Here is a 15,387-nt window from a genome sequence, read left to right as displayed (position 1 = left end):
CGTCCAGCGAGGCCGCTCCGAACCCGGGCATGAAAAGACCCGGTTGCTGGCGACGGGGGATGCACCAGCAACCGGGCTAATGGAACCGTAACAAGAGATCGGCGCTTCGCAAATTCGATCTCGGCTATTCGGACACGAATTTGCCTGTCACGTAGGGGAGTTGTGACAGGAGTCACCACACTTCGAACGCACTCGGTCGGCCGACCGCCCCGTCGGCGCGGGAGCGTACGTCAGCTCAGCGTGACCTGTCGGTTGGTGAGGCCACCGCGCGCCCGGCGTTCTTCCGGAGTGAGCGGGGACTCGTCGGCCAGGGCACCGGCGAGCCGCTCGGCGAACTCGGCCGCCGGCTTCTCGATGTCGTCCGCGCCCACCCCGCTGGGGAGGTCCCAGACCGGCACGGTGAGGCCGTGAGCACGGAAGGAGCCCACCAGACGGGTGCCCTCGCCGAGGCTCGAGCGCCCCGCCGCGTGCAGCCGGGCGAGCGCGTCGAGAAGCTGCTCCTCGGCGTGCGGCATGACCCAGCGCAGGTGGTTCTTCTCGGGGGTCTCGCACCAGTAGGCCGCGTCGACGCCCGCGAGCTTCACGGTCGGGATCGCCGCGGAGTTGGCGCGCTCCAGGGAGGCGGTCACCTCCGGAGTCGCGTTCTCCGTGTCCGGGACCCAGAACTCGAAGCCCGTGTGCACAACTGGCTCGAACTCACCTTCGGGGTCGAGCAGGTCCTGCAGGCGCGGGCCGTCGGCCGGAGCGCGCCGCCCCTGAACCGGAGTGCCCGGCTCGGCGACGAGGGCGCGCTGCAGGGTGTCGGCGAGGTCGCGGCTGATGTCTCCGGACGAGGTGTCGTTCTGCAGGCCGAGCAGGACCGAGCCGTCGTCGCGGCGCAGCGCGGGCCAGGCCATGGGCAGGACGGTGGCGAGCGTCACCGACGGGACCCCCTCGGGGAGCGCGTCCTTCAGCTTCAGCTCGACGGTGGCGGCGGGCACCAGCTCGCGCAGCGCGATCCAGTCGCCCTCGCCCGGCAGGCCCTCGAAGGGGCGCTGCACCAGCTCGGTCACCGCCTGGGCGGCGGCCCGGCCGTGGCAGGCCTTGTAGCGGCGGCCGCTGCCGCAGGGGCATTGCTCGCGCGCGCCGACAACCGGAACCTGCCCATCGGCGCTGGCGGCGCCGGCTCCGCCGGTGCCCTGCGGGCGCTTGGCCTTGGTGTGGGGTCGCTTCTTGGCCATCGTGGGTGTCTCCCGATCACGGCTCGTCTCGTACTCGCGCGAGCCTAGCCGCTCGTACGACGCCCGACGGGACCCTGTGGACAACGCACCGAGTCGTCCCGGAACCGGCGGATCGGAGCGGGATGTGCCGGGCCCCGTGCCGGATGTGCCGGGCCGGGGCAGTCCGTGTCATCGCCCGGCGGTCAGTCCGTCTGTTTGCCCGGCGGGTCAGTCCATGTCGTCGAACGCGTCCGCGAAGTCCAGGTCGGGGAGGGCGGAGACCGAGGGGGCGACGACGCGGGTGACGAAGTCGTCCCGGCGGTGGGCGCGGTAGACGTCGTCCTGGACGACGACCCACACCGTGACCTCACCGCGGGCGTCGTCCCGTACGCCCCAGTCGTCCGCCAGTGCCGTGACGATGTTCAGCCCGCGGCCGCCGTGTGCGGTGACCGAGGGCGTCGACGGAACCGGGCGGGTCGGACCACCGCCGTCCGTCACCTCGACCGTGAGTCGCCCGGAGGGATCCATCCGCCAGGCGCAGCGCACGTCGCCGTCACCGGCCAGCGCGTCGCCGAGCGGTCTGCCGTGTTTGCAGGCATTGCTGAGCAGTTCGGAAAGGATCAGTAGGGCATCGTCGATGACCGATTCCGCCACACCGCCGGTGCGCAACTGATCGCGCATCCGGTGCCTCGCTTCCCCCACGCCCGCAGGGCCATGGGGTACGGCCATGCTCGACGACGTGGGCACCTCCTGTGCCACCACCAACGCCACCCCCGAGACCTCCTTCGCCCCACGCCACGGTGTGAATGCCCCATTGGACTGGACTGGAAACCGGCCAACCCGCGTGCCCTGACGCACTCCTCACACTCGAATACGGACCGAACGCGCCGGTGCACACCCTGTAGTCAGGTGGCTGAATTTCGTCCCCGATATGCCGACTTGTCCCCGGGAGTGGCCAGGTCGTCTTGGCGGAATTCTTACCTCCGCCAAGCGCCGCGCAGGGGCGGCGCCGGCGGACGACGGGGCGGTCGCAGATGTGAACAGAGGCGTGTTCGGAGCTGCCGCCGTGCGCGTGTGCGGAGTTGTCGAGAACGGTGTGTTCGAAGTTGTGGGAACCCGTGCGCCCAGCGGCCGAGTTGAACGCTCGGCGGTCGGGGCGCGGGCTCAGCGGCCGAGCTGACGGAGAACCGCGCGTGGCCGATTGGTGATGATGGCGTCCACGCCCAACCCGACACAGAGGTCGACGTCCTCGGGCTCGTTCACGGTCCACACGTGCACCTGGTGCCCGGCACTCTTCAGGCGCTCGATGTACACGGGGTGGTTGCGCACGGTCCGGATCGAGGGGCCCGCGATCCGGACACCGGTCGGCAGCCGCCCGTCGCGCAGCCGGGGCGAGACGAACTGCGTCAGATAGACCGTGGGCAGGGTCGGGGACGCGGCCCGGACGCGGTGCAGCGAGCGCGCCGAGAAGCTCATGATCCGCACCGGGGAGTCGGCGGCCGATTCCGGGGCGTCCAGGCCGAACCGCTTGAGCAGGACCAGCAGCCGCTCCTCGACCTGGCCGGCCCAGCGTGTGGGGTGCTTGGTCTCGATGGCCAGCTCCACCCGGCGCCCCGCGTCGGCCACGAGTTCGAGCAGACGCTCAAGGGTGAGGACGGAGGTGTCCGCCCGGTCCTCGGGGGTGACCTCCCAGTCAGGGGCCTCGTCGCCGTTCTTCCAGGAACCGAAGTCCAGGGCGGCCAGGTCGGCGAGCTCCAGGGCGGAGACCGCGCCGCGGCCGTTCGACGTACGGTTGACGCGTCGGTCGTGGACACAGACGAGGTGGCCGTCCGCCGTCAGCCGGACATCGCACTCGAGGGCGTCCGCGCCGTCCTCGATCGCCTTCTTGTACGCGGCCAGGGTGTGCTCGGGGGCCGCCTCGGAGGCGCCCCGGTGGGCGACGACCTGAATCGGGAGCTGTCGTGCGTGGGTCACCGCGTCATGGTGCCACCGTGACGGGGTACGCGTGGGGGTGGTGACCGTGGACGACCGGGTTCGTACGCACAGTACGCGCTGTTAGTCCGATAGATCCTATATAAAGGATGGTCCCGGACCCACAGACACCGCTTATGGTGCCCTGACGGCTCGTGGGAAAAGCTGACCGCAGCAACAAACTCACGCACAGCCCTCTGTGCGACCAAGAACCCGCGATGCGAGAGCACGCGATCAAGAACAGTCGACCGCCTACCAGGTGAAGCCGTGGACCGAGGAGAAAAGCTGTGAGCACCGAGAACGAGGGCACCGCGGTACCCCCGGCCCCGTCCGCACCTCCCGTGCCGGTGGATTCTCCCGCTGCCTCCGCGCAGGCCCCGGCGAACGAGCCGAGCGCGGCCCCGGCGGAGACCACCGCCCCGGCCCCCTCGGCCGCGACCGCCGCCGACAACGCGCCGACGACGCAGATCCCGCCGGTCCCGCCGACGGAGCAGCTTCCGCCGGTCCCGCCGACGGCGCAGCAGCCCCAGCCCGAGCTGGTGTCCACGGGGGCACCCGGATACGCGGCGAGCCACGGCCAGGTGCCCGGCGGTGGATACGGTCAGGCGCCCGGTGGCGGCGGCTACGCACAGGCACCTGGCGGTCCGGCCGGACCGGGCGGACCCGGCGGGTCCGCGCCCGACGCCTCCTGGCCTCCCCCGCCGCCGCCCGCCGTCCCGTCGTACGCGGACCACGGCGCGGCCGCCGGCGCGTACGGGGACAGCACCGGCGCGTACGGGAACGCGGGCGCGGCCGGAGGCGCCGGTGGCGCGGGCGGTCCCGGCGGCCCGGGCGACGGCGGCTGGGGCTCCTCCTGGCAGCAGACGCAGCAGCCGGCCCCCAAGCCGGCCGGCAACAAGCGCGGCGGTCTGATCGCCGCGATCCTCGTGGCCGCACTGGTCGCGGGTGGTGTCGGCGGTGGCATCGGCTACACGCTGGCCGACCGCAACGACGACTCCACGGGCTCCACGACCGTCTCGGCCTCCCAGAACGGCGGTGACGTCAAGCGCGCGGCCGGCACGGTCGCCGCGGTGGCCTCCGCGGCGCTGCCGAGCACGGTCACCATCGAGGCGTCCGGCAACGACGGTGAGGGCGGCACGGGCACCGGGTTCGTGTTCGACAAGGAAGGCCACATCGTCACCAACAACCACGTGGTGGCGGAGGCCGTCGACGGCGGCAAGGTGTCGGCCACCTTCCCCAACGGCAAGAAGTACGACGCCGAGGTCGTCGGGCACGCGCAGGGCTACGACGTGGCGGTCATCAAGCTGAAGAACGCCCCGTCGAACCTGCGGCCGTTGACGCTCGGCGACTCGGACAAGGTGGCGGTGGGCGACTCGACGATCGCGATCGGCGCGCCCTTCGGCCTCTCCAACACGGTCACGACGGGCATCATCAGCGCCAAGAACCGCCCGGTGGCCTCCAGCGACGGTTCCTCCGGCAGCAAGGCCTCGTACATGAGCGCCCTGCAGACCGACGCGTCGATCAACCCGGGCAACTCCGGTGGCCCGCTCCTCGACGCCCGGGGCAACGTCATCGGCATCAACTCGGCGATCCAGTCCGCGAGCAACGGCAGCTTCGGCTCCGGTCAGGCGGGCTCCATCGGCCTCGGCTTCGCCATCCCGATCAACCAGGCCAAGAACGTGGCCCAGCAACTGATCAGGACGGGCAAGCCGGTGTACCCGGTGATCGGCGCATCGGTCTCCCTGGAGGAGGGCACGGGCGGAGCGAAGATCACGAACTCGGGCGAGGGTGGTTCGGAGTCCATCACCGCGGGCGGACCCGCCGACAAGGCCGGCCTCAAGCCCGGTGACGTGATCACCAAGCTCGACGACCACGTCATCGACAGCGGCCCCACCCTCATCGGCGAGATCTGGACCCACCTCCCCGGCGACAAGGTCACCCTCACGTACACCCGCGACGGCAAGACCCACACGGCGGAGGTCACGTTGGGCGAACGCGAGGGCGACAGCTGACCCACCCCTCACCACTTGCTCCGCCGTCTCCGCCCCAGCTATCTGCTGGGGCGGAGACGGTCCGGCATGAGGTAGCGCATTCGGTGGGCCTCAAGGCAGCGCATTCGGTGGGCCTCGCCATCGGACAGACGTCGGGCAACGTCAGGCAGCATCGAGCAGGAATCTCCCACGGCGGAATCAACACGGCTCGGAAGTTCTCGCCGCCGTACATCGACTCGTAGAAGATCTCGATCATCAGACGCTCACTGACGAGCGCCCAGAACCATGCGTGCGCGTCCCGTTCGAAGTCGTCGGAAAACAGCAGCCTCACGATGGTCGTGGTGACGATGGCCGGCCCCAGACCGGCGTTGACGAGCTGGATGCCCGTCCGTGTCCCTTCAAAGTTCAGCACCCGCCGGATCTGCAGGAGCGGTCTCACCGACTGACGGTTGTGCGATCGGATGCTTCTCGATTCCGTGAAGCTCACCCAGAGCGAAGCGAGTGCGATCACGGTGGCCGACACAGAGATCAAGGTCTCCGGCTTCATTGGGCCCCTCCCCCAACTCACCGTCGCAGCCGATCGCCCCGTCACTGTGGAACCTGTTGCGGGCCGCCATCCCATGATCATGAACGCAGCCGGTACGCTGTACCCGCTTCGCCCCAGGTGGGCGGGGCGCAGGTGGGTTGCCCGAGCGGCCTAAGGGAACGGTCTTGAAGAACGTGAGGACGCGAAAGCGTCTCCGTGGGCCCGGATCCCGCCCACTCCGCAGGTCATAGACATGCTGGTCAGAAGGGGTGCCTCTCACTGAGCGCACCCCTTCTGCGCGGGGCTGTCTCACCTTGATCCGGCCGTGTCGCGGTGTGGATCAGTACGTGTGGACCAGGCGTGGACCAAATGGCGCGCTGTGGGCAGACCTGTGAAATGCCGGCTGACCAGGGCTCATCCGATGATCTGAGCCAGTCTGTCTTTTCATCCGGCCGTCCATGATGTGGACGCGAGATGTGGCAGAGTCACTGATCGCCTACGACCACTGACCCACATCGGAACTACTCGTCTAGAAGTGGTTCCCCGCTGTTCGAGTTGTGCGACCAGGTCGCCACCCCGCGACCGTCGCGTAATCAGCGGCGGACACAACTTCGTGGCGGAGCGGTCCAAGAACTACAGGTACCCCCGCAGTGGCGGATCACGGATCCCCCTCCCGCCGCCCGCCGGTTCGTCCCGTCGAGGGGCCGCGGCTACGCGTAGACGTGGTGGCCCGCCGTGCAGACCTCCTCCGAGCCCTTCACCAGGCAGCCCGTGAGTCGCAGCTTGGTCCCCTCTTCGAGGTTGCCGGTATTCCACGGAGTCGTGTAAGGGGACGGCATTCCCCGGGTGGTAGCCGTACGGGAGTAGCCGATCGTGATCGTACTGACCGTCGCCTCGACGCCCCACCCCTCTGCCGCGCTGTCACGCGCCCGCAGCGCGTCACCAGGAGTGGAGCCCACCGGGTCAGCGTGCCATTCCACGAATCCGGCGTAGGCACCGTTGGCGTAGAGGTAGTAGATCGCCGATTTGTTGGTCTGGGACCAGTACACGTCGTAGGTCAGCGTGGGAGCAGCCGCGGCTGTGCCCGCGCCGGAACCGAGGGAGATGCTGACGGCCATAGCGGTCGCGGCCAGAAGCGTGGCGGTCCGTTTCGCGAATATCGACACCGTAATCCCGTCTGTAGCAAGAATGATCATGGACGGACGCGATTCTAGAGTCATCGTGGGGCAGGCGAACCCACATCGATGAAACGTCCGTAGTCCGCTGCGGCCGGAAGGCCACCCAGCGACGTTCGGCCGCACCGCGCGAAAGGCGCGGCGGTACTCCCGAACGGCCCCGGTCGTTCGCGCCGATCGACCCGACCCTTCGAAACGGCCACGCGGCCGAGTTGCTCGCCGACGCTGGCCGCCCCCTTCCCCCGTCCCTGTTGCCGTCCGGGCAATGTAGATCGAGTCGAAGCTGTTGTACCGCTCGGTGTCGAGATGCTGTGCCCGGTTGAGTCCTCCGCGTATCGCCACATGCCTGAGAAGGTCGGCTAGACGGTGTTGGACGGATTGGTGACGAGCACGGGCGCGATTTGTTTGCGGTAAGGGCCGGGCGCCACCACGAACCGGCAGACTTTTCGGGAAAGTGCTGGTCAGAGACCTTCTCTCGTTCGGAGCGTCGACCACACCAGAACAGCGCAAGGAGCCATCCTCTCCGCATGTGGGTTGAGGATGGCTTCTGCGGTTGGACGGACGGCCTTGCCTATTCGCCGTCGGCAGCCTCCAGGGCCCGTTCGATCTGCTCGTTCGAGCGCTGTTGGTTGCGGTGAATCGCCTTGGCGTAGAAGCGGAACAGGACAGCGATGCTGTGGCCCGCCCGTCGCGCGACCTCTGCTGGGGAGACGCCGGACTCAAGCCAGTGGGAGACGCCCGCGTGGCGCATGGAGTACGGCACGTCAGCCAGCGGCGAGGCAGCCTCGGACTGCGTCAGCACTGCGAGCCGGGCCGCCTTCTACGCCTCCCCGTACTCCGGCATGGTGAGGCAGTAGGGGCCCGGTTGCTGGGGCTTCCTCTGTGACGTTTGGCGGTCGGCGGCAGGCACCCGGCACCGGGGCCAGTGGACCCGGCGTGGACCACGCCCCCGAGCACCGCCCGCGCCCGGTACGCTGTACCCGCTCCGCCCCAGGTGGGCGAGGCACAGGTGGGTTGCCCGAGCGGCCTAAGGGAACGGTCTTGAAAACCGTCGTGGCGCGAGTCACCGTGGGTTCAAATCCCACACCCACCGCCAGGTGAAACGGCCCCTGACCAGGCAATTGGTCAGGGGCCGTCGTCGTGCGCGGTCCCCGCTCAGCACCGTGGTTCCCCGTGGCTTCCCGCTGGATCGGGCACGGATGGGGCACGTGCACCTTCTGATCCGTAGCTCCAGCCGGATCGGTCAGCGACGGCCATACGGGCCGCGCCGAGGCCATGGAAGAACGTTGGCGGACGGGGCCGGTTGCTGGGGTTGCGGTACTGCGCTGCTGTACAGCGCAAGGGCCCGTAGCCTCTCCCGCCGGCTTCCTCATTGACCGCGAGCAACCGCGCCTTCCGGCAGGTCTGTGACGCGTCGGGCGGTCACCAGGTAGCCAGCGAAACGAACGTCCGTCCGGGCCTGTGCCCACCCATCCGCCTTATTGACCGGAACCAGTGCAGTCGTGCCCGGAACGGGGTAGTTCACCTTGTCCGTGGCGCCCGGGGGGATCTCGTAGCGGCAGTGGACCTCAGCGATCGACAGCACCTCTACCGAGGTGGGTACATGCCCCTCCTCCTGGCCGTGATGTTCCTCCCGGAAGTCGATCTCATCCGCACGTTCGCTACCGACGACGTCGGCGTAGTCCTCCGGATCGGCCTCCAGCAGCGTCCAGGAGACAACGTCACCAGGCGCGAAGCTCGTGCCGCAGCACTGGATCTGCCAGTCATCGACCCAAATCGTCAACGTCACGACTTGATTGTCCGCCGAGCGACCTGAACTCGTCAGGGGCCTCGTACATGATCTACGACACCCGCTTTAGGAGAGAGGCGGGGGCGATTGGTCGGTGACCTGCGGCTTCTTGGGTTGAGCTAGGGGGCACGGACGCTCCCGTTCGTCCCCGCAGTTGACCGTGGCTGACCCCTGCATCTGGCACGACTGTGGCACGAGACCTCTTCGTCCCGAACAACTTGGGCGGGCGCATGATCCTGAGGAAGCGCCCCCTCTTCTGTAACGACGGCCCGTGGGCCTGTGCGCTTGTCCGCTGCCGTTTGTCGCCGTTGTCACGCAGCTAGACATTCAAGGCGTCAGTGTGGGCGGTAGCCTGCGGTTCCGCTGCGAGGGAACCAGACCGATCAGCGGTCTTGTCGACGGGCATCAGTGCACCGATCATGGGTGGGGAGGGAACGACGCTAAGGGGGGCACGTGGTTCTCGAGTGGGGGGATAACGGCTTTCTCGCGCCCGGCCGGTACCGATTGGAACCTGAGCGAGCCGAGCAGGAGCTAATTCATGATCCGCGCTTCGCTGGCTCGGAGACTCGACAGTTGTTATGGGAAGGCCTGGAGACCTATCTCAGTCGCTTTTTTGATCTTGAGGACCGGCATCGAGCGGTGCTCGGAAACACTTCCCTCATCCATGCAATCTGGTTGGGGGGCAGCTACGTCAGCACCAAGTTGAACCCCCAGAACATTGATCTCACGGTTTTGATAGATGAGGCTGCCGTAGCTGCCATGCGTGGCCTGGAGGGAACGCGGTGGCTTGCGTCGGCGTTCAACCGGAAGGCACGCCTGGCTGAGCTTGGGGTCTCGCCGCTCAGGGTCGGATATCGCCCGATCGTTTCTGTCTTCCGCTCGGAGCGACTTGATCCGGCCGAGCAGACATACCTTCGGGAGCGTGGCGCATGGGACGACTGGTGGCAGCGTTGTCGGCCCAATGGGGTAGACAAGAGTGAGCCGACGCTTCTCAGTGCGGCTCCCCGACGCGGCTACGTGGAGGTGACGTTATGAGCACCAACTGGCGGCAACGTGCCCTTGAACGGAACCGCGAGGCCAACGCGCGCTTCTTTGCTGATCAAGATTCAGAGCATCTGAGCGAAGACGCCTACGAAGAGGAGCTGCGCCGGCACTGGCTTGAGGCAGTACGTCACTACGATCCTGCGGCGCAGCTGCACGAAGAACTGGTTGTGCGTCTCCGAGGAGAGGCGGCCGACCGAGGTGCTCTTGACTTTCGCATCGGTGACGCGTTACTGAAACCGCTAAGGGAGGGCGTTTCTGCGGCCGCTCGTAAAGACGTGGAACTTGAATTGACAGGTGTTTCCCGGGGGAGCACTGTCCTGCACGTGCGACCCAGTGTTCCAGAAATCGCTGTTGACGCTGATGGGGATATGGCGGTTGTGGATTCCTCCATCGCTGACCCTGCAATGCGTGATTTTCTCAAGCTCGTTGACGCTGCGGAGAAAGAGCAGGATGTGCGGCGGTGGGAGCGGATAGTTCCCGGCCTGGACGGCGTTGTCGAAGCGCTAGACAAATTCGACCTGGCCATGGATATGCGCTGGTTCAGTCTGGATGGAACGGTTCGGTCATCGCGCCTATCGCGGCGAGGGAAGGATTACGTCCGTAGTCTTCGAAACACTGAGATGCAGAAATCCAAGATGGGCATCACGGGCAGGATCACTGAGCTCCGTGAATCTGGATTCGTTAAGATAAAAACCGGCGTTTCGCGAACATCTTCCGCATACGAAGTGCGGGTGGATCCTGAAGCCCTTATCGGGATGCACCTGGAACTCGGTATGACGGTCTCATTCGTAGTCGAGGTAGCTCGACGGACGGACAGGCTTGGCCGCGCTCGATCGACTGAGTACCGCTTCTTGCGGGTCAGTGATGGGCAAGAGCAATTGTTTGAGGAATAGAGCATCCCTCGACATCGCCAGAGGCCGTCGCCGAGTCGGGCCAAATATCCTGCTATCAGTTTCGAGAGTCCTATGGCTCTGCACTCAAACCGACCTAGCATGCGTAACATCGCGGGCGCTTAGCTTGAAGCAACGGTTATGGGCCTGGCAGGGCTACTCAGGGAGAAATATGGCGATCGGCAGTACTGCGCGAAAGGTCCTTTGGGCTCGGTCAGCAGATCTGTGTGCTTACTCGGGATGCCTCCAGCGTCTCACGGTCAATCTGCATGATGAGGGGTCACAAAGTCTGGAAGCGGCCGGGATTCCTCTAGGGGAAGAAGCTCACATCATCTCCGGAAGCCCGGAGGGCCCGAGGTATGACGCTTCATACCCTGTCGAAAAAGTCGACAGCTATGAGAACCTAATTTTGTTGTGTCCTACGCACCACCGTCTTGTCGACAAGAAGGATGGTTCCGGCTTCTCTGTGGAGACTCTTCGGCGGATGAAGTCCGAACATGAAGCCTCTCGGAGTGTCTTAAAGAGCGGACCCGAGAAACGTCTTGAGGACATTGAGCTTCGCACCCTCGCAATGGTTGAAGTGTGGACAAGGAAGGCGAATCTGGCTGAGTGGGAACGCCTTACTTGGAGGCTGAACGTTCCCGTTGTCCGTTTGCCTCAGAGCGACATTGATCTCCTCGCGGAGCAAGCCGAGTGGGCGATGATGCGGAACTGGCCGATACAGTATCCGGAGTTGAGGCGAGCCTTTAAAAATTACACTGCTGCACTTCGGGACACGGTGAATCATATTCGTCGGTCAATGAAACCCCTCGAAGGCAGGGAGGAGATGTGGGAGATGTATCGAGAATACAAGCATAGAACCATGAGTCAATCAGAGTACGATGCATCTCTTCGCGATTTTGAGTACCGAACGGACCTACTTTGTGAGCTTTCCTGGGAGCTGACTAAAGCGGCCAACTTTGTGTGCGATTCAGTACGACTGGAGCTTGACCCGCTTTTTCGCTTCGACGAAGGAGTTCTGCCTCATCGTGTAGGAGATGGCATCTTTGTTAACAACTTCACCCGAGAAGAATACGGGCGGTCGGAATTGGATCGACCCGAGCCATACGTTGGGTTGAGCGCCCTAGAAGAGCGAGTAAAGACTCAGGGGGGAGCCAGTCGGTGAGGGCCAGGCCTCGGACGGCCCAATGTTGATCGGCTACAGTGCCGCGTTCGACTGACGGCGGCGCCTTTGATGCGGCCCGACTGAGCCTCAGCCGACGAAAGCCAGCCACGACGGCGGGTGCCCTAGCCGACTGCGCGCGCGTGTGCCTCGCTGCACCCCTACCGGCCTCAACCACGCCTATCGGTGCCGTCGACCTGAGCAAGCCCCAACGGCCGGCCTACGAAGGCGGCTCTGTCAAACCTCTCAGCTTGGGAAGCTGCAGTCACTCGAGACCTGCTGGAGGGCTCGCCTTGGCCACAGCCTGGCTGTGGCCAAGGCGGGTCGGACCGCGCTCCGGGCAACACGTGTCGCGGAGGCTTCCTCGTTGCAGGCGGGTTGGTTTGGGACTCGCGCTCACCAAGGCCCTGCAGGAGTAAGGCAAGTGCCAGCAGGATCGGCCAACTCGCAAAAAACACCGCTCCCATGAGCCTCGTACACCTACTCTGGTCAACACACGAACCAGGGCGCTGTCTGGCCTGGAGCCCATGATCCACGAGAGGCACAACGATGCGGATCTCGCATGTACATGTCCAAAATTATCGCGGACTTCGAGATCTTCAGATTCCAGTCTCTCAATTTGGCTGCATCATCGGTGAGAATAATGCGGGAAAGTCCTCTATCCTGCAAGCTCTCGACATCTTCTTCGGTGGCCCTTCCTTGAAAGACGCAGATTTCTATGACGCGCACAGCCCACTGCGCATCGAGGTCGCTTTCGAAGAGATCAAAGACGAAGACCTTGCGAGACTTGCAGAGGAACATCGAAGTCGAATTGGAAAGGTAGCCGAAGGTGGAAAGCTGACACTTTCGCGAGTCTACGCCACTCCCGGAAAGGGCATCCTGAAGCAGGTTGACGACGTTCCGTCAGATATGCGCTACTGGCCCACTTCCGCTCAAGAACTCGTGGCGGGCAAGCGCGGAGACGAGCTGAGGCAGAGTGCCATCTATGCTTTTCCCGAGCTTCGCGATAAATTGTCAGCGAATCCGACACAGAAGGCAGTGAAGGAAGCCATTGCCGAGCTGGCCGCCAATCTCTCGCCTGCCGAGCGGAAAAGAGGCGATGTTGACCTCGTGACAGGAATGGACAAATCCATTCAAGCACTTCTCCCCGAGGTAATCTACATCCCAGCCGTGAAAGAATTGTCCGACGATCTCAAAACATCCGAGAGCGCCTCTTTCGGTAAGCTGCTGGGGATCCTTTTCGAGCAGATCAAGCCTCGACTGACCGACGTCGACACGCTGTTTGGGCAGTTGCGCCGTTACCTCAATGCCGAAACCTTGCCCGACGGTCAGGTCAGTGACGAGCGGCTTGACGAAGTTCGCCAGATTGAGTCTTTGGTGCAAGGAAACTTGCAGGCGGCATTTCCCGATACGGCGGTGAGTATTGAGATTCCTCCGCCTGACCTTCGAAGTGTTTTGTCAAATGCGACTATCACAGTTGACGACGGAGTCCGTGGGGCTTTCAAGAGTAAAGGTGACGGCCTCCGCAGGTCGGTTACGTTCGCCATTCTGCGATCTTACGCAGAGTTGCGAACTACCGTGCGTGGAGACTCAACAGGGGCCCGCCCTAGACCGTACCTGCTCTTGTTCGAGGAGCCTGAACTCTTCCTGCACCCGCGTGCTCAGCGACAACTCTTCGAGGCGCTACGGATTTTCGCGCAGGACAACCATGTTCTCGTCAGCACTCATTCAACGGCATTCTATAGCCCTCAAGCGACGGGAACTTTTGTCAAGATTGCGAAGAATCGAACAATAACTCCGCCGACTGCAGTCGCATTCCCTGTAGACCTTTCCCATCTCAAGGCGAAGGATCAGTTTCAGATGATTCGCCAAGAGAACAACGATGCAGCCTTCTTCTCCGATAAGGTGCTTCTCGTTGAAGGGGATAGTGATCATATTCTCATTCCCCATATCGCGCGAACGCTGAATCCTGATTGGGATTTCGATAAACAGTCTGTGGCTATCGCGCGCGTTAACGGTAAGGCGAGCATCGCAAGGTATCGGGACTTCTTTGAGCGATTCGGTGTATCGGTGGCCGTCCTTGCGGATCTTGATGCCATCGCAGAGGGATTTAACAAATTGGGCGCTGGCGCTAACTCGCTTGAGAAGCAGCGCCATCTCATGCAGTTGATCGGGGAGCATATTTCCGCCAGCGGCTCGGAATCTGACGAAGTTTCCAACAATCAGGCGCGCAGGCTGCGTGATGCTCCTACCATGAAAGAGCTCTGGAGAGACGCGAAGGAATTTGGCGACCTATTCATGGACGGGAAGTGCGAGTGGCCCGAACTGCAGAAGAAGGTTGACGACTTCTTCACCCGCGCTGTAACTCGCGACTTGCGAACGATTCTCGTCAAATACCCTCCCTCTGGCAAGATTTCCGATGCGAAGGATGCGCTTATCTCATCTTTGCGCAGCGAGAAGATTTATGTGCTTGAGCGGGGTGCAATTGAAGATTATTACCCCGAATCGATTTCGGGGGATAAGTTGACGGCGGCGCAAAGCTTTTGTGATGGGTATCGAACGGGTAGCGCAATCAGATCTGCTATTGCGCAGGATACTCCTGCTGACGAGTGCGAGTTTGACTTGATCTTCCGGAGTTTCTTCGAGGATTAGTGCCGCTCCCCTGAGGCGGTCAACTGCTCCAGCTGTGACGCTCCCACCTCGCTCTGGTTCAGGCGGCTGACTGCTGAGAGCGTGGCGCGGGCGCCGGCCGGGCTGGAGCGGGACGAAGGCAGGAGCGCAGGCCCGGCCGGGGGCCGGGCCGCGCGCGGTGAGCGGAGCGAGCCGCCTTGAACCAGTAGAGAAAGTTGTAACTCAGTCGGTCCGCTGGGGCGGTCGGCTTGAAGGCGTGTACGCAGGCTGGAAATTTCCGCACCTTGGCGCTGAGCGAGTGACAGGAAGATCGCCCGTCACGTCGTCCAGGCGATGCGGCGCAGTGCCTCGCCGTACGCCTGAACCTGCTGGTCTACTTCAGTCTGCCCGGACGTCGTTGCGGATCGTGTCCACTTCGCTGGCGAAGGCGTCAAGGTTCACATCTTCGGGCTTGACCGTCGGACGCAGTACCTCGCTCACCGTCGCGACCGTGGAGGCATCAGCCCACGTGCACGCCGCTTCTACCGTGTCGAAGTCCACGTCAGGCATCCGCCGAGTGGTCACGCGGCACTGCAGCGGCTCTTGGGAGCCGGGCGGGGTGATAGTGCGGGGTCCGACCAAAGGGACCGGTCCGTTGTCGCGGCGATCCAGTACCCGAAGGAGTTCATCACGCGCCGTCACCGGGCTCAGGACGGTGCCGTAGACCCCGGTGACCGACAGGACCAGCGCCTGAGAGCGGTCGGAAACGGGGTCGTAGGCGCCAAAGGCAGCCGTTGGCTGCTCGACATGCCCCGACATCAGTTCAGCCAGAGTCTCGTCCGGGTCAGCTGCATCACGTTCACGTCGATAGCGGCCGTCGGCCAGGCTGTCCGGCATGACCAGCCGGTGGTATGCCGGCACCGTCTGCTGCTGTTTCGGGGATGACTGAGCGGTGTTCGAGCCCGCACCGCTGCTGCTGCATCCGGCTGTTGCCACTACTGCCGCTATGACAGCTGCCCATCCTGTACGC

13 protein-coding genes and 1 tRNA gene are annotated in these 15,387 nt (G+C 64.4%); 6 read left to right on the top strand and 8 right to left on the bottom strand.

Features of this window, described 5'->3' with window-relative positions:
* Positions 1-230: 230 nt before the first annotated feature.
* The 3 genes from L3078_RS22510 to L3078_RS22500 all read right to left on the bottom strand — a co-directional run bounded on the left by L3078_RS22510 (position 231) and on the right by L3078_RS22500 (position 3,173).
* Positions 231-1,220 carry a DUF5926 family protein gene (locus L3078_RS22510; RefSeq protein ID WP_239755775.1) on the bottom strand — a complete coding sequence of 330 codons (990 nt, stop codon included), beginning with the start codon at positions 1,218-1,220 and terminating at the stop codon, positions 231-233.
* A 207-nt stretch (positions 1,221-1,427) separates the two neighbouring features.
* Complete coding sequence (locus tag L3078_RS22505) at positions 1,428-1,970, bottom strand: ATP-binding protein (protein ID WP_391803181.1); 543 nt, start codon at positions 1,968-1,970, stop codon at positions 1,428-1,430.
* Between the two features lie 393 nt (positions 1,971-2,363).
* Positions 2,364-3,173, bottom strand: coding sequence for a glycerophosphodiester phosphodiesterase (locus L3078_RS22500; RefSeq protein ID WP_239755773.1), 810 nt, complete (start codon positions 3,171-3,173; stop codon positions 2,364-2,366).
* 284 nt (positions 3,174-3,457) lie between these two features.
* Here L3078_RS22500 and L3078_RS22495 point away from each other — a divergent pair, with 284 nt between their 5' ends.
* On the top strand, positions 3,458-5,182 hold the full coding sequence (locus tag L3078_RS22495) for a S1C family serine protease (RefSeq protein WP_239755772.1): 1,725 nt from the start codon (positions 3,458-3,460) through the stop codon (positions 5,180-5,182).
* Here the strand turns inward: L3078_RS22495 and L3078_RS22490 are convergent.
* From L3078_RS22490 to L3078_RS22480, 3 genes are all read right to left on the bottom strand, one after another.
* The gene (locus L3078_RS22490; protein WP_239755771.1) at positions 5,151-5,708 is read right to left on the bottom strand and encodes a hypothetical protein; all 558 of its coding nucleotides are present in this window, start codon (positions 5,706-5,708) and stop codon (positions 5,151-5,153) included. The genes L3078_RS22495 and L3078_RS22490 overlap by 32 nt on opposite strands.
* 689 nt (positions 5,709-6,397) lie before the next feature.
* Positions 6,398-6,853 (bottom strand): hypothetical protein, encoded by a 456-nt coding sequence (locus L3078_RS22485; protein ID WP_239755770.1) that lies wholly within the window; start codon positions 6,851-6,853, stop codon positions 6,398-6,400.
* Between the two features lie 580 nt (positions 6,854-7,433).
* Positions 7,434-7,664: a site-specific integrase gene (locus tag L3078_RS22480; protein ID WP_239755769.1), complete on the bottom strand. Its 231-nt coding sequence runs from the start codon at positions 7,662-7,664 to the stop codon at positions 7,434-7,436.
* A gap of 206 nt (positions 7,665-7,870) precedes the next feature.
* Here L3078_RS22480 and L3078_RS22475 point away from each other — a divergent pair.
* Positions 7,871-7,958, top strand: a tRNA-Ser gene (locus L3078_RS22475).
* A 273-nt stretch (positions 7,959-8,231) separates the two neighbouring features.
* Here the strand turns inward: L3078_RS22475 and L3078_RS22470 are convergent.
* Positions 8,232-8,651, bottom strand: a complete 420-nt coding sequence (locus L3078_RS22470) for a DUF6578 domain-containing protein (protein ID WP_239755768.1) — start codon at positions 8,649-8,651, stop codon at positions 8,232-8,234.
* Positions 8,652-9,104: 453 nt separating this feature from the next.
* Between L3078_RS22470 and L3078_RS22465 the strand changes: the two genes are divergently transcribed.
* The 4 genes from L3078_RS22465 to L3078_RS22455 all read left to right on the top strand — a co-directional run bounded on the left by L3078_RS22465 (position 9,105) and on the right by L3078_RS22455 (position 14,399).
* Positions 9,105-9,686, top strand: coding sequence for a DUF6932 family protein (locus L3078_RS22465; protein ID WP_239755767.1), 582 nt, complete (start codon positions 9,105-9,107; stop codon positions 9,684-9,686).
* Positions 9,683-10,588, top strand: a complete 906-nt coding sequence (locus L3078_RS22460; protein WP_239755766.1) for a hypothetical protein — start codon at positions 9,683-9,685, stop codon at positions 10,586-10,588. Before L3078_RS22465 ends, L3078_RS22460 begins: the two co-directional genes overlap by 4 nt.
* Positions 10,560-11,750 carry an HNH endonuclease signature motif containing protein gene (locus L3078_RS44955; protein ID WP_420864087.1) on the top strand — a complete coding sequence of 397 codons (1,191 nt, stop codon included), beginning with the start codon at positions 10,560-10,562 and terminating at the stop codon, positions 11,748-11,750. Before L3078_RS22460 ends, L3078_RS44955 begins: the two co-directional genes overlap by 29 nt.
* A gap of 546 nt (positions 11,751-12,296) precedes the next feature.
* Positions 12,297-14,399 (top strand): ATP-dependent nuclease, encoded by a 2,103-nt coding sequence (locus tag L3078_RS22455; protein ID WP_239755765.1) that lies wholly within the window; start codon positions 12,297-12,299, stop codon positions 14,397-14,399.
* Between the two features lie 357 nt (positions 14,400-14,756).
* On the opposite strand, the gene L3078_RS22450 is transcribed toward L3078_RS22455, so the two are convergent.
* Positions 14,757-15,254, bottom strand: coding sequence for a hypothetical protein (locus L3078_RS22450; RefSeq protein ID WP_239755764.1), 498 nt, complete (start codon positions 15,252-15,254; stop codon positions 14,757-14,759).
* Positions 15,255-15,387 lie beyond the last annotated feature (133 nt).

The organism is Streptomyces deccanensis (assembly GCF_022385335.1).
GTDB lineage: Bacteria > Actinomycetota > Actinomycetes > Streptomycetales > Streptomycetaceae > Streptomyces > Streptomyces deccanensis.
The sequence above is the reverse complement of the archived record's forward strand: the minus strand, read 5'-3'. Positions and strand labels throughout refer to the sequence as shown.

Bases quoted from the DNA above. Each gene is read 5' to 3' on its own strand.
- L3078_RS22510 (WP_239755775.1), bottom strand. From the start codon at position 1,220: ATGGCCAAGAAGCGACCCCACACCAAGGCCAAGCGCCCGCAGGGCACC.
- L3078_RS44955 (WP_420864087.1), top strand. From the start codon at position 10,560: ATGGGCAAGAGCAATTGTTTGAGGAATAGAGCATCCCTCGACATCGCC.
- L3078_RS22490 (WP_239755771.1), bottom strand. From the start codon at position 5,708: ATGAAGCCGGAGACCTTGATCTCTGTGTCGGCCACCGTGATCGCACTC.
- L3078_RS22450 (WP_239755764.1), bottom strand. From the start codon at position 15,254: ATGCCGGACAGCCTGGCCGACGGCCGCTATCGACGTGAACGTGATGCA.
- L3078_RS22455 (WP_239755765.1), top strand. From the start codon at position 12,297: ATGCGGATCTCGCATGTACATGTCCAAAATTATCGCGGACTTCGAGAT.
- L3078_RS22460 (WP_239755766.1), top strand. From the start codon at position 9,683: ATGAGCACCAACTGGCGGCAACGTGCCCTTGAACGGAACCGCGAGGCC.